Source organism: Flavobacterium lacisediminis (genome assembly GCF_025909975.1).
In the GTDB taxonomy this organism is placed as follows: Bacteria; Bacteroidota; Bacteroidia; order Flavobacteriales; family Flavobacteriaceae; genus Flavobacterium; species Flavobacterium lacisediminis.
The window spans coordinates 25,945-38,877 of record NZ_JAPCIO010000004.1 but is presented as its reverse complement, the minus strand read 5'-3'; the positions used below and the strand labels follow the sequence as shown (position 1 = coordinate 38,877).

Sequence of the window (12,933 nt, the reverse complement as noted above, 5' to 3'; positions counted from 1 at the left end):
AGCAAGTTTTTAACAAAGTTGAAAATTGTCAGTAAATTAATATAGGTTTTTAAAATATTGACAATCAATAAGTTAAAAACAAATAAAACAACTGTTAAAACCTTGTAAGCGATTGATAAATCAACCTCTCACAACGATTTTTGAACCATAAAAATTAGATTATTTTTTCAACTCTTTTGCTACTTTGTCTAATTCGTCAAACCATTGTTGTCCGAATTTTCTAACTAGTGCTTCTTTGACAAATTGATACACTGGAACTCCTAATTCTTGTCCTAACGAACACGCATCATCGCAAATATGCCATTTGTGGTAATTTACCGCTGCAAAATCGGAATATTCTTTAATTCGAATAGGATACAAATGACAAGAAACTGGTTTTTTCCAATCTACAATCCCTTGATTGTAGGCTTGTTCGATTCCACAAAGTGCCGTTTTTCCGTCAAAAATTACGTAAGCGCAGTCTTTTCCGTCGATAAGCGGTGTTTCTAATTCACCAAAATCTGAAACCACGTGCGTTCCTTGTTCTTCAATGGCTTTAATTCCTTCAGGACGAAGAAAGGGTTTTACTTTTGGAAAAATTTCAGCTAAAATTTTGGTTTCTTCCTCATCTAAAGGAGCACCTGCATCGCCATCCACACAACAAGCACCTTGACAAGCTGACAAATTGCAAACGAATTCTTTTTCTAAGATTTCTTCGGAAACGATGGTTTTATTTAACTGAAACATATGGTAATTTATTTAAAGTGCAAAGATACAATTTTGAATTCAGAATTTAGAAATAAGAAGTTAGAAGTTGGTTTTGGAATTTATACTATTATAATGTATCGTTAAATTAAAAACGTTCTTTGATCAATATCCTTATATTTGCACAAATATTCAGTGTTTTATGGATTTAGGAATTAATTGGAAAGACATTTTTACCATCAGCATGATTTTATTTGCTGTGATTGATATTGTGGGAAGTATTCCTATTATTGTGGATTTACGCAGCAAAATGGGTCACATACAATCGGAGAAAGCTTCAATAGTTGCGGCGGTGATTATGATTGCTTTTTTATTTGTGGGTGAAGAAATTCTGAAATTAATTGGTATTGATGCGAATTCATTTGCTGTTGCCGGTTCGTTTGTCTTGTTTTTCCTTGCTTTAGAAATGATTTTAGGCATTCGATTATACAAAGAAGACAATCCAAGTACGGCTTCTATTGTTCCCATTGCGTTTCCATTAATTGCTGGAGCTGGAACGATGACAACTATTTTGTCGCTTCGTGCTGCTTATGACAAAATAAATATTATTATTGCAATTGTTATCAACGTAGTTGTAGTCTATGGCGTGTTGAAATCATCAGGAAAAATTGAACGTTTATTAGGCGTTAACGGATTAGGCGTTATTCGTAAAATATTTGGTGTTATTTTATTAGCAATTGCTGTAAAATTATTCGCCGCAAATGTTAAAGGATTGTTTATTTAGAAATTTATTGAAATGAAAATATTTACTTATGTGGCGGTTGCCATTGCTTTAGCTTTAATTGTTTTTAATCTTTTTCAAATTGATTATAGTAATCCGTTTGAAGGAAACAGTACTATTGCTATCATCGGTGTTGTAGCTGGAATTTGCGCCATCTTATTATTGGTATTATTGCGCTTTTCAAAAATGATTGAAGAGAAAACGAGACAATAATGATCGACGTTTTAATTATTGGCGCTGGAGTTTCAGGCGTTTCGTGTGCTTTGATTTTGGGTTCAGCTCAAAACAAACCTTTTGCAATGGATAAAAAAATCGCAATTGTTGCCCACCAAAAAGCGTCTTCGTTACAAAATGCCATTTTTAATAATGCTTACGGAATTCCTGCAGGAAAATTAGGAAGTGAATTGTTGGATGAAAGTTTGGAACATTTGACCAACTCTTATCCACATGTTCAACAAATTCATGGTGAAAAAGTAGTTTCAATTTCTGGTGAAGCTGGAAATTTTACAATTACCACCAACAAATCTTCGCTTCAAGCTAAAATTGTAGTGATTGCCATTGGTTCTGGAAATCCTTTTACAATTGAAGGTTTGGAATCGTTTATAGTACCACATCATAAAGCCGCTCCCGAGAAAAACAGAATCCAATTAAAAAACAACGATCATTTGGTTACCGAAGGTGTTTACGCAGCAGGTGTTTTAGCTGGACACAGAAGTCAATTAAGCATTGCCGCTGGAAGTGGTGCTTCAGTAGCAACCGATATTTTAACGTTGTGGAACAATGGAAATCCGGTGCAAGTACATGATGCTTTGACGAAGTAATTAATCTATTCTAGTGAAAAAATCATTTTTCACATGTCTTGTCTTTTTGATTAAATCGGTATAAATTTTATCTCCTTTCAAAATCATTACTTCATTTTCAAAATATTGATAATGTGTTTCTTTTTGAATCATCATTAAAGTTACATTTCCTTTTAAATCTTCTTTTTTTATTTCAAACTCATGAAATCCTAAAAATATAAATCTCAATTTTTGAAAATCTTCAGCTTTTGAAAGTTGTAATTCTCCATCAAAATTAGCATCTACACTTTTAATTTTATCAGATTCATTTAATAACAAACAAATAACTTTAGGAAGAATGTCTTTATTTTCATCTAAAAACTTAAAGTTATAAAAATCAGAATTATTATCAGAATTATCCAAAATTTTAAATTTAATAACATCCGATTTCTTTCGTTCACTATTTAGAATAATCTTTTTACCCGAAATAGACCAAGTTCCTTCGGTTGTTCCATTTATTAAACCTGTTACCCAAGTATAAGTAAACGTTTTATCTTTCTTAAATTCAACAGTTGAACCTATTCCATAGCCTGCCGCTTTATAAGAATATTTTCCAACTACAGCAGAATCATTAAGCTGCTCAGAAGAAGAGCAACCAAAAATTAGAAATAAAAAGAAAAGGAAATAAACTTTCATATTTTACTTACTCAACACCTTATTCACCATATCGTCTTTTTTCAAAATCAATTGGTAATACCCTTTTTCATTAAAAAGTTGACGCACAAACTCGGCGTGAAGATAAAATAGCACTTTCTCTTTTTGATTGTCTAAGTTAAAAAGCAATCCACCTTTTGCCATGTAAGTTTTAAAGTTATTGAAGTAATTTCCAGATTTGATTTCTTTATCCAAACCTTCAGTGGTGATTTTTTCAAACTTCTTTCTGTTTTGATCTAATTGTTCAAACACAAAATAATTCACTAATCCCGATTGCATTAACATCGTTAAACCTTCAGCTCCGTGCGAATCTTCTAACGGAACAAAAATATCTGGCATAATTCCGCCCCCACCATAAACTAAGCGACCTTTTTTGGTTTTAAATTTTAAACTATCGGCAATTTTTGTTTTGTCTTTTTCATATAATTCGCCACTTTCGAAGCGTTTTTCAAATTCGTTAAAATAGTTTTCGCCTTTATCTTCATACGGTTTTTGAATAGAACGACCCGATGGTGTGTAATATCTTGCCACAGTTAATCGCACAGCCGAACCATCGCCTAATGGCATTTCGCGTTGTACTAATCCTTTTCCGAAAGAACGTCTTCCAAAAACCAATCCTCTATCGTTATCTTGAATAGCTCCTGCTAAAATTTCACTGGCTGAAGCGCTGTTTTCATTGATTAAAACACTGACTTTCCCCGTTTCGAAAATCCCTTTTTCAGTCGCTAAAGTACTTTCAATTTTATCTTTTTTGTTTTTTGTCTTAACGATAAGTTCTTTGTTCTTTAAGAATTCATCCGCAATTTTTACTGCCGAATCCAAATAACCACCACCATTATCTCTTAAATCGATAATAATATGATTAGCACCTTCTTTTTTCAATTGGGTTAAACCCGATAAAAATTCGTCATAGGTTTTTTCTGCAAAGCGGTTTATTTTGATATAACCGGTTGTTTTATCTACCATTTGCGATACATCAACACTTTTAATTGGAATAATGTCACGAGTAACGTTTACGGCAAATTTTCTCTTCTCGGATTTTCGATAAACCGTCAATTTCACATTAGAACCTTGTTCTCCTTTTAAGATGGAAAATAACGTATCAGTTTCTAATTTTTTGTTGTATAACTGCAATTTATTCGCGAAGAGAATTCTATCACCTGCTTTTAACCCTGCTTTTTCAGAAGGACCATTTGGAATAGGTTTTATGATGGCTACCGAATCATTATACATGTAGAAATTTACACCAATTCCAACGAAATCTCCTCGCATGCTTTGCTCCACTGCAGCTAATTCACTTTTTGGAATGTAAACTGAATGCGGATCGAGTTTCTCAAGAATTCCGTTAACGGTTAAATCTACGATAGAATCAGTATTTAAACTGTCAACATATTCTTTCTCGATGAAATCGATGAGTTTATTGAGTTTGTTTTTGTTAGCATTCTTACTTAAGAAAGCATTTTCGGTAGAAGGATTGAGTTTACTTCCCAATAACAAACCCGCCGCAACAGCTACTGCGATTACTATTGGAAAATATACTTTATTCATTTTCATTTTAGTCCAAATCTTCAATTAATTCAACCTCAACACCTGCTTTTCTTAAGAAATCAACTCCGGAAGTATCTTTATATTCTTGATGATACACCACTCTTTTAATGCCCGATTGGTGAATTAATTTACTACAATCTTTGCAAGGTGAAAGTGTAATATATAACGTAGCATCTTCGCATGATTGCGTTGAACGAGCTACTTTTAAAATCGCATTTGCTTCTGCATGAAGTACATACCATTTGGTTAAATTGTCTTCGTCTTCACAACAATTTTCAAATCCCGATGGTGTTCCATTGTAACCATCTGAAATAATCATTTTATTTTTAACGATAATAGCACCCACTTTTTTTCGTTGGCAATAAGACAAATTACCCCATTCTTTGGCAATTCGTAAATAAGCTTTATCGTATTTTTCCTTTTTTTCTTTCTTCATTATCGGTTCCAAATTTCGCTTTCAATAATCATTGGCAAAACTACGCCAATTATAAATGCTGACATAACTAAAGCCCAATCTCTTTTTGAAAAACGGAAAAAAGTTTGCACCACATACGAAATGATTAAAACTATCAGTACTACAATTATCTGTGCGGCTTCAATTCCTAATGCGAATTCTAACAAGGGCAGCAATTTATCAGAAGCATTTCCTGGTAAAATTGTTTTAAAGTAATTAGAAAACCCAAGTCCGTGAATGATTCCGAAGAATAAAGTTACGATTGCAACGAAGGTGATACTTTCATTTTTAGACGATTTTCCAGCAGTAAAAAGATGAAAAATAGCCGTTATTAAAATGGTAATTGGAATTAAAAACTCAACCAAACTGGCTTGAATTTGAACGACTCCATAAACTGATAAAAGCAAAGCTAAAGTGTGTCCTAAAGTAAAAAGTGAGACTAAAACAAAAACATTTTTCCAATCTTTAAAAGCATACGGAACCATTAATGCAATTAAAAACAAAACGTGGTCATATGCATTAATATCTAACACATGTTTTAGACCAATATTAAAATACATCCAAAATTCTGACATAATGATAATTATTTGGGGAATTTCAAACTTACGATTTATTTTTTTAAGTTGGTAATTTCTATATCACAAAAGCTTGTGAAATTGTTTCAAAAAAATAGATTTTTTATGTAATTTTGCAATAATTAAAAATAAACAACATGTCAATTTCAGATTTATTCGATAGCGGTTTTAGAAACAGAAACAAAGGTCATTTTTCAGCAATTGTAAGAGTAGCTTTGTCTGATGGTATTATTGGTCCAGAAGAAAAACAATTCTTAGACAAATTAGCTATCAAATTAGAAATTTCTCAAGCAGAATATGAGGAAATTTTAGAAAACCCTTTAAAATATCCTGTAAATCCACCATTATTACATACACATCGTTTAGAACGTTTATATGATTTATCAAGAATGGTATACGCAGACGAACACGTTTTAGGTAAAAAAGAACACGAATTACTTAAAAAATTCGCTTTAGCTTTAGGTTTTACAGCTGGAAACGTAGGTTATATCGTAGACAAAGCATTAAAATTAGTAGATATGAATGTGGATTTAGACACCTTCACTTACGAAATGCAACACATGAACAGATAATCAAAACTGTTTTAAAATACAAAAGCACAAATTCTAATGAGTTTGTGCTTTTTTTGTTTTTATTATTTGAAGAATTTACTTCGCTTTCGTCATAAACTCTTCTGCTTTTTCTACCATGTTTTTACTTCCGCAAAAGAACGGAACGCGTTGGTGTAACTCGGTTGGTTGAATTTCCATGATTCTTTTGAAACCGTCTGAAGCTTTTCCGCCTGCTTGTTCTGCTATGAATGCCATTGGATTACATTCGTATAACAATCGTAATTTCCCATTTGGTGCTTTTGAACTGGTTGGATATAAGTAAATTCCACCCTTAATCATATTTCTATGGAAATCAGAAACTAAACTTCCGATGTATCTTGACGTATAAGGTCTATCACCTTCTTCTAACTGACAATATTTGATGTAATCTTTTACACCTTGTGGGAAATGAACGTAATTTCCTTCGTTAATCGAGTAAATTTTCCCGTCTTCTGAATATTTCATATTTGGATGCGACAAATAGAAGGTTCCAATAGCTGGATTTAAAGTAAATCCGTTAACTCCGTGTCCTGTTGTATAAACCAACATAGTTGAAGTTCCATAAATCACATAACCTGCCGCTACTTGATTTACTCCTGGTTGCAGGAAATCCTCAATAGTTACTGGAGTTCCAACTGGTGTAATTCTTCTGAAAACTGAAAAAATAGTTCCTACTGAAACATTTACATCAATATTCGAAGACCCATCTAAAGGATCCATCAAAACTACATATTTGTTATTGTGAGAATTATCCGAACCTGCAACGGTAATGAAATCATCATTTTCTTCCGAACCAATTCCGCATACAATTTCACGATTAATTAGAGTTTGAATAAAAACCTCATTCGCGTAAACGTCTAATTTTTGTTGGTCTTCTCCTTGAATGTTTTGTTCTCCAGCAGCGCCAACAATATCCACTAATCCGGCTTTGTTTACCTTATAGTTTACTACTTTGGCTGCCAAACGAATGGAGTTAATAATACGAGATAATTCTCCTGTTGAGTACTGAAACGAATTTTGATGTTCAATAATGAATTCGCCTAACGTTCTATTTCTTTCTTCCATTTCGAAAACGATGTAGTTGTGTTTAAGGCACAAATATCGTGTTTTTTGTGAAATCATATAAATTATTTGAAAAGATGTTTAACTTAATTTTACTTTTGTAAAAAATTACGAAAAATGATTATCCGAAAAGCCACCAAAAACGACATGCCATCTGTTTTAGAATTGATTCAGGAATTAGCTACTTTTGAAAAAGAACCTGATGCTGTTGTTGTAACTGTTGATGATTTAGTTCGTGATGGTTTTTCAGAAAATCCACTTTTTCAATGTTTTGTTGCTGAAGTTGATGGCGAAATTATCGGAATGGCTTTGTACTATTATCGTTATTCAACTTGGAAAGGAAAAACCATTCATTTAGAAGATTTAATTGTAAAAGAAAGTAAACGTGGAACAGGTGCTGGATTTGCGCTTTACAAAGAAATCATCAAACAAGGAAAAGCCGAAAATGTTCGCAGAATCGAATGGAACGTTTTAGACTGGAACACACCAGCTATTGATTTCTATGAAAAATCGGGTGCGAAAGTCTTAGGCGATTGGCGTGTGGTACATATGGACGACAAAGGAATTGAACAATTTTTAAACACAACTATATAATTCTTCAAAATGAAAATTTTTAAATTTGGAGGTGCATCAGTTAAAGATGCCGAAGGCGTAAAAAACGTATTACATGTTTTAAACACTGTAGGACACGAGGATGTTTTATTGGTAATTTCTGCAATGGGAAAAACCACGAATGCATTAGAAGTGGTAATCAAAAATTACTTTGATAAATCTAAGGAATTACATGCATCACTTCAAGAAGTTCGAAAATACCACAACCAAATTTTATTAGACTTATTTGAAGACGAAGATCACGATGTGTTTTTTGATGTAAACGCACATTTTGACGATTTAGAATATTTTATTCGCAGTAACAAATCGCCAAATTATAGTTTTGTTTACGACCAAGTGGTGAGCATTGGAGAATTAGTTTCTACTACGATTGTAAGTCATTATTTCAATTATAGCGGATTAAAAAACAATTGGATTGATGTTCGTCCATTAATTAAAACCGATAATAATTACCGTGATGCGCAAGTAGATTGGGAAACTACTCAAAAATTAATTTCAAAAGGTGTTAAAAAGAAAACTCTAAACATCACACAAGGATTTTTAGGTTCAGATGAAAATAATTTTACGACTACTTTAGGTCGCGAAGGTTCTGATTATACGGCTGCGATTTTTGCATATTGTTTAGGAGCGGAAAGCGTTACCATTTGGAAAGACGTTCCTGGAGTTTTAAATGCCGATCCTAGATATTTTGAAAATGCGGTTTTGTTGAACCAAATTTCATACAGAGAAGCAATTGAATTAGCGTTTTACGGAGCTTCGGTAATTCATCCAAAAACGTTACAACCTTTACAGAAAAAGGAAATTCCATTGTTTGTAAAATCGTTTATCAATCCAACATTACCAGGAACAAGCGTTTCAAAAGGAGCTGATTTAGAACCACACACACCTTGTTTTATTGTAAAGAAAAACCAATTGTTATTATCGTTATCGTCTATTGATTTCGATTTCATCATGGAGAATCATATCAGTGAAATCTTTGCTTTGTTTGCGAAATTCAAAGTAAAAGTGAATTTAATTCAAAACACTGCGATTAGTTTTTCAGTTTGTATTGAAGACAAATACAACAACTTTGAAGAGTTACGAAAAGTGTTGGCAAAAAAATTCAAAGTTTCGTATAACGAAAATGTATCGCTTTACACCATCAGACATTTTGATGAAAATGCAGCAAAAGTGGTAGAAACGAATAAAACAATTTTGTTACGCCAGATTTCGAGAGAGACAATGCAGGTGATAACGAAGGAGTAAAATGAGTTTAGAAAAATTAATAAATATTCCGAAAGAATTAAATTCAAACCCAAATTTATCTGTTTATAATTTGGTTAAAGAATATTATTTTGATGCTTTTTCTGAATTACTTGTATATGATTACTTGATTAAAAATCATTCTATACATAATAATTGGTTGTTGTTTTGCGAAGATAAAAGAGTAGACGAAGGTTGGACAATTGAAAAGAATTTCTTTTTTTACAATGTTTATTATTTGAATAATCGAAATAACAAATTGTATTTCAAACGTTTTACTAACAAAGACAAAGCATTTAGTTATTATATTTATAATGAGATAGTTTCTGTCTACGAAAACAAATAATTAAAAATAAATCACCACAGATTCGCAGATTAGTATTAAAAAAATCTGCGAATCCGCGGTTCAAACAAAATCATTCCTTTTTTCCAACAATAAATACTACTTTTGAAGATTCGGAGTTATAGTATTTATGCAAAAAATTGTTTTTTTAGCGGGATTTTTGTTGTGTTTTCTGGGTGGTTTTGCTCAAGAGACATTACAATCGTATCCAACTAAAAAAATTGCTTTTTCAAAAGACACGATTTCGATAGAAAAATTCAGCTTAAACAATTCCTTTTTCGAAATTAAAGACAAAAATGGAACCGTCATCGATACGAGCTTTTACCAAGTAAATTTCCAAAAAGGAACGTTGGTTTTTACTAAAGAAATCAACACTTCTGATTCGTTAGTGGTTAGATATGCAAAATTTCCGGATTTTTTAACCAAAACGTATTCCATTTATGATGACGATAAAGTGGTTTCTAACGAAGCTGGTAAATTAATCGTTTTCAAAAAAGACAAAAACACCAAATTCAAACCTTTTGACGGATTAAATACTTCGGGAAGTATTACGCGTGGCGTTACGGTTGGAAACAATCAAAACACGGTAGTGAATTCGAATTTAGATTTACAAATCACAGGAAAAATTTCGGATAAAGTGAGTTTGCGTGCTTCCATTCAAGACAGTAATATTCCGTTGCAAGAAGGCGGTTACTCTCAAAAATTAGATGAATTTGACCAAATTTTCATCGAATTATTTTCGGATAAATGGAACATTCGAGCTGGAGATTTATTTTTGGAAAATAGAAAAACGTCTTTCCTAAATTTCAACAAAAAAGTACAAGGTTTAGCTACGCGATTTACCTTTGGAACGCCTGATAAAAAAACCGAAGTCATTGCTTCTGGGGCTTTGGTCCGTGGACAATATGCACGAAGTTCATTCGTTGGTCAAGAAGGCAATCAAGGTCCTTATAAATTGCGTGGTAATAATAACGAATTATACGTTTTAGTGATTTCAGGTTCGGAGCGCGTTTATGTCAACGGAATTTTGAAAACTCGTGGCGAAAACAACGACTACATTATCGATTACAATGCTGGAGAAATCATTTTTACTTCCTTATTTCCGATTACTTCCGAAATGCGAATCAATGTTGAATACCAATATACGGATAGAAATTATACGCGATTTATTACCTATGGCGGTATTTCGCACGAGCGAGAAAATTGGCAAATTGGTGGTTATGCCTATTCAGAAAGTGATGTGAAAAATCAGCCGTTGCAACAAAATTTATCTTCGGAACAAATTGATGTTTTACAAGCGGCTGGTGACGAAACTTCAGCTATGATTAGCGAATCGGCTTATTTGGACAGTTATTCTGAAAATAAAATTTTATATAAAAAAGTGTTTGTTGGCCCAGTAGAAGTGTTTGAATATTCGAACAACCCAACCGATATTTTATACAATGTTACATTTTCATTGGTAGGAAATAATCTTGGAAATTATATTTTATCGAACAATCAAGCAATTGGAAAAATTTACGAATATATAGCCCCAATTGCAGGTGTACCTCAAGGAAATTACGAACCCATTATTCGATTGATTGCACCAACAAAAATTCAAATGGCAACAGTTTTTGGAACATACAATCCAAGTGAAAAAACAAATTTGGATTTCGAAATGGCTTTAAGTAATAGCGACCAAAATTTATATTCTGCTATCGATGACAACAACAATAAAGGTTTTGCTGGAAAATTTAATGGAAAGCAACGTCTTATTGATAAATCCATAAAAATGGATGCTTTTGCGAATTTTCAATTTGTGCAGGAAAATTTCAAAACAATCGAGCGTTTATATAATATTGAATTTAATAGAGATTGGAACATTACGACAACGCCATTAGGTAATCAAAGTATCTTGACTTCGGGATTGGATCTTAATTTCAACAACAAAGGAAAAGCCATTTATCAGTTTGAAAATTTAACTTTCGGTGATAGTTTTTCTGGAAATAAACACACTTTATCGGGAAGATATGCCGCAAAAAACTGGATGATTTGGAATAATTCGAGCGCTATGAAAAGTGATGCAACAACTTCGGAATCGAAATTCATCCGAAGCCAAAATCGCACTTCTTACAAAGTGAATAAAAACTGGATTGGTGCTACTTTAAACTTAGAAGACAATTCGGAAAAAATAAAAGCTACGAATGCTTTTTCTGGTTTGAGTCAAAGATTTACAGAATATGGTGCTTTTATAGGACGAGGAGATTCGACTAAAGTTTTTGTGGAATTGGGATATTTGCAGCGAAAAAACGACAGTTTACAAAACAATTCGATAGAACGAGTAAACACTTCTAATTCTTATTATTTAAAATCGCAATTACTGAAAACTGAAAAAAGCAATTTAGCTATTTTTGTCAATTACCGAAGATTGCAATATGAAGACTCCAACAAGAATAACGAACCTTCATTGAATTCAAGAGTTCTTTACAACGATCGCTTCTTTGGACAAAAACTGCAATTAACTACTGTTTATGAAACCTTATCGGGAACTATCGCCCAACAAGAATTCACCTATTTAGAAGTAGACCCAACACAAGGAACATATATGTGGAACGACTATAATGGTAATGGAATACAGGAATTACAAGAGTTTGAAATTGCTCCATTTCCAGATTTAGCGAAGTATGTTAGAGTTTACTTACCGAATCAGATTTTTATTAGAACACATCAAAATAAATTTTCACAAACTGTAAATCTGAACTTTTCAGAATGGCAGAAGGAAACTGGAATTAAAAAATTGTTTTCTCATTTTCACAACCAAACATCCTATTTAATTGATAGAAAAAATTTAAGAAATGGCGATAATTTCAATTTAAATCCGTTTGAAAACAAAGATGCAGATTTGGTAGGAATGAATTTAAATTTCAGAAATAGTTTGTTTTTTAATCGTGGAAAACAATATCATTCTACAACTTATTCTTATTTATCAAACGAATCGAGAAGTTTACTTTCTGTAGGAAGTATAGCAGCTTATAATCAATCACACCAATTTCAATACCAACACTTGATTAGTAAAAGTTGGTTAGTTAATCTATCAGGAAATACAACGAAAACAAACTCGACATCTGAAAATTATTCAAGTCGCAACTATGAAATTAAAAGTTATCAAATAGTGCCAAAAATTGGCTACATATTTTCTAAAAATGCGAGTTGGGATGTGTTTTATGAATTTCAAAACAAAGAAAATCAGATAGGTGCATTAGAGACTTTGGTTCAAAACCGATTTGGAACGTCTTTTACATTAAACAGTACAAAAGGATTTAGTATGAATGGTGAATTTTCTTACTACAAAAATACATTTACAGGCAATAATTTATCGCCTGTTGCGTTTCAGATGCTTGAAGGGTTACAACCTGGTAAAAATCAAACCTGGCGATTGCTTTTACAGAAAAATCTTACCCAATACTTAGACATCAACATCAATTATCAGGGAAGAGATAGTGAAACTAGTAAAACTATTCATACAGGAAATATTCAATTACGTGCGTTTTTTTAGTTAATATTTAGATT

General features: G+C 32.4%; 14 protein-coding genes. 8 read left to right on the top strand and 6 right to left on the bottom strand.

Annotation, left to right across the window (positions count from 1 at the left end; translation table 11 throughout):
* Positions 1 to 159: 159 nt before the first annotated feature.
* Positions 160 to 726, bottom strand: coding sequence for a DUF3109 family protein (locus OJ995_RS07225; RefSeq protein WP_026725987.1), 567 nt, complete (start codon positions 724 to 726; stop codon positions 160 to 162).
* Positions 727 to 886: 160 nt separating this feature from the next.
* Between OJ995_RS07225 and OJ995_RS07220 the strand changes: the two genes are divergently transcribed.
* The 3 genes from OJ995_RS07220 to OJ995_RS07210 are packed head-to-tail and all read left to right on the top strand — an operon-like array spanning position 887 to position 2,286.
* On the top strand, positions 887 to 1,468 hold the full coding sequence (locus OJ995_RS07220; RefSeq protein WP_264368799.1) for a MarC family protein: 582 nt from the start codon (positions 887 to 889) through the stop codon (positions 1,466 to 1,468).
* A gap of 12 nt (positions 1,469 to 1,480) precedes the next feature.
* The gene (locus OJ995_RS07215; RefSeq protein ID WP_133610133.1) at positions 1,481 to 1,678 is read left to right on the top strand and encodes a hypothetical protein; all 198 of its coding nucleotides are present in this window, start codon (positions 1,481 to 1,483) and stop codon (positions 1,676 to 1,678) included.
* On the top strand, positions 1,678 to 2,286 hold the full coding sequence (locus tag OJ995_RS07210) for an FAD-dependent oxidoreductase (protein ID WP_264368798.1): 609 nt from the start codon (positions 1,678 to 1,680) through the stop codon (positions 2,284 to 2,286). The genes OJ995_RS07215 and OJ995_RS07210 overlap by 1 nt, the downstream gene beginning before the upstream one ends.
* Here the strand turns inward: OJ995_RS07210 and OJ995_RS07205 are convergent, their stop codons facing one another.
* Genes OJ995_RS07205 through OJ995_RS07190 form a run of 4 tightly spaced genes read right to left on the bottom strand, consistent with a single transcriptional unit; the run spans position 2,287 to position 5,535 of the window.
* Entirely contained in the window at positions 2,287 to 2,940 is a 654-nt protein-coding gene (locus OJ995_RS07205; RefSeq protein WP_264368797.1) for a copper resistance protein NlpE, read from the bottom strand. It abuts the gene before it with no gap.
* Positions 2,941 to 2,943: 3 nt separating this feature from the next.
* Positions 2,944 to 4,512, bottom strand: coding sequence for a S41 family peptidase (locus tag OJ995_RS07200; RefSeq protein ID WP_264368796.1), 1,569 nt, complete (start codon positions 4,510 to 4,512; stop codon positions 2,944 to 2,946).
* Position 4,513: 1 nt separating this feature from the next.
* Positions 4,514 to 4,942, bottom strand: a complete 429-nt coding sequence (locus OJ995_RS07195; protein WP_264368795.1) for a deoxycytidylate deaminase — start codon at positions 4,940 to 4,942, stop codon at positions 4,514 to 4,516.
* The gene (locus OJ995_RS07190; protein ID WP_133610122.1) at positions 4,942 to 5,535 is read right to left on the bottom strand and encodes a HupE/UreJ family protein; all 594 of its coding nucleotides are present in this window, start codon (positions 5,533 to 5,535) and stop codon (positions 4,942 to 4,944) included. The genes OJ995_RS07195 and OJ995_RS07190 overlap by 1 nt, the downstream gene beginning before the upstream one ends.
* A gap of 137 nt (positions 5,536 to 5,672) precedes the next feature.
* On the opposite strand from OJ995_RS07190, the gene OJ995_RS07185 reads away from it, so the two are divergent.
* Positions 5,673 to 6,107 carry a tellurite resistance TerB family protein gene (locus OJ995_RS07185; protein ID WP_133610119.1) on the top strand — a complete coding sequence of 145 codons (435 nt, stop codon included), beginning with the start codon at positions 5,673 to 5,675 and terminating at the stop codon, positions 6,105 to 6,107.
* 75 nt (positions 6,108 to 6,182) lie between these two features.
* On the opposite strand, the gene fbp is transcribed toward OJ995_RS07185, so the two are convergent.
* Positions 6,183 to 7,190 carry a class 1 fructose-bisphosphatase gene (fbp, locus tag OJ995_RS07180; protein WP_264368794.1) on the bottom strand — a complete coding sequence of 336 codons (1,008 nt, stop codon included), beginning with the start codon at positions 7,188 to 7,190 and terminating at the stop codon, positions 6,183 to 6,185.
* 114 nt (positions 7,191 to 7,304) lie between these two features.
* Here fbp and OJ995_RS07175 point away from each other — a divergent pair, with 114 nt between their 5' ends.
* From OJ995_RS07175 to OJ995_RS07160, 4 genes are all read left to right on the top strand, one after another.
* Positions 7,305 to 7,781, top strand: coding sequence for a GNAT family N-acetyltransferase (locus OJ995_RS07175; RefSeq protein WP_264368793.1), 477 nt, complete (start codon positions 7,305 to 7,307; stop codon positions 7,779 to 7,781).
* A gap of 9 nt (positions 7,782 to 7,790) precedes the next feature.
* The gene (locus OJ995_RS07170; RefSeq protein ID WP_264368792.1) at positions 7,791 to 9,044 is read left to right on the top strand and encodes an aspartate kinase; all 1,254 of its coding nucleotides are present in this window, start codon (positions 7,791 to 7,793) and stop codon (positions 9,042 to 9,044) included.
* Between the two features lies 1 nt (position 9,045).
* Positions 9,046 to 9,387, top strand: coding sequence for a hypothetical protein (locus tag OJ995_RS07165; protein ID WP_264368791.1), 342 nt, complete (start codon positions 9,046 to 9,048; stop codon positions 9,385 to 9,387).
* Positions 9,388 to 9,514: 127 nt separating this feature from the next.
* Positions 9,515 to 12,919 carry a DUF8818 domain-containing protein gene (locus OJ995_RS07160; RefSeq protein WP_264368790.1) on the top strand — a complete coding sequence of 1,135 codons (3,405 nt, stop codon included), beginning with the start codon at positions 9,515 to 9,517 and terminating at the stop codon, positions 12,917 to 12,919.
* The last annotated feature ends 14 nt before the right edge of the window (positions 12,920 to 12,933 follow it).

Excerpts from the sequence above, each read along its gene's own strand:
- OJ995_RS07195 (WP_264368795.1), bottom strand. The coding sequence starts at position 4,942 with ATGAAGAAAGAAAAAAAGGAAAAATACGATAAAGCTTATTTACGAATT.
- OJ995_RS07165 (WP_264368791.1), top strand. The coding sequence starts at position 9,046 with ATGAGTTTAGAAAAATTAATAAATATTCCGAAAGAATTAAATTCAAAC.
- OJ995_RS07170 (WP_264368792.1), top strand. The coding sequence starts at position 7,791 with ATGAAAATTTTTAAATTTGGAGGTGCATCAGTTAAAGATGCCGAAGGC.
- OJ995_RS07215 (WP_133610133.1), top strand. The coding sequence starts at position 1,481 with ATGAAAATATTTACTTATGTGGCGGTTGCCATTGCTTTAGCTTTAATT.
- OJ995_RS07200 (WP_264368796.1), bottom strand. The coding sequence starts at position 4,512 with ATGAAAATGAATAAAGTATATTTTCCAATAGTAATCGCAGTAGCTGTT.
- OJ995_RS07210 (WP_264368798.1), top strand. The coding sequence starts at position 1,678 with ATGATCGACGTTTTAATTATTGGCGCTGGAGTTTCAGGCGTTTCGTGT.
- OJ995_RS07175 (WP_264368793.1), top strand. The coding sequence starts at position 7,305 with ATGATTATCCGAAAAGCCACCAAAAACGACATGCCATCTGTTTTAGAA.
- OJ995_RS07220 (WP_264368799.1), top strand. The coding sequence starts at position 887 with ATGGATTTAGGAATTAATTGGAAAGACATTTTTACCATCAGCATGATT.
- fbp (WP_264368794.1), bottom strand. The coding sequence starts at position 7,190 with ATGGAAGAAAGAAATAGAACGTTAGGCGAATTCATTATTGAACATCAA.
- OJ995_RS07185 (WP_133610119.1), top strand. The coding sequence starts at position 5,673 with ATGTCAATTTCAGATTTATTCGATAGCGGTTTTAGAAACAGAAACAAA.
- OJ995_RS07160 (WP_264368790.1), top strand. The coding sequence starts at position 9,515 with ATGCAAAAAATTGTTTTTTTAGCGGGATTTTTGTTGTGTTTTCTGGGT.
- OJ995_RS07225 (WP_026725987.1), bottom strand. The coding sequence starts at position 726 with ATGTTTCAGTTAAATAAAACCATCGTTTCCGAAGAAATCTTAGAAAAA.
- OJ995_RS07205 (WP_264368797.1), bottom strand. The coding sequence starts at position 2,940 with ATGAAAGTTTATTTCCTTTTCTTTTTATTTCTAATTTTTGGTTGCTCT.
- OJ995_RS07190 (WP_133610122.1), bottom strand. The coding sequence starts at position 5,535 with ATGTCAGAATTTTGGATGTATTTTAATATTGGTCTAAAACATGTGTTA.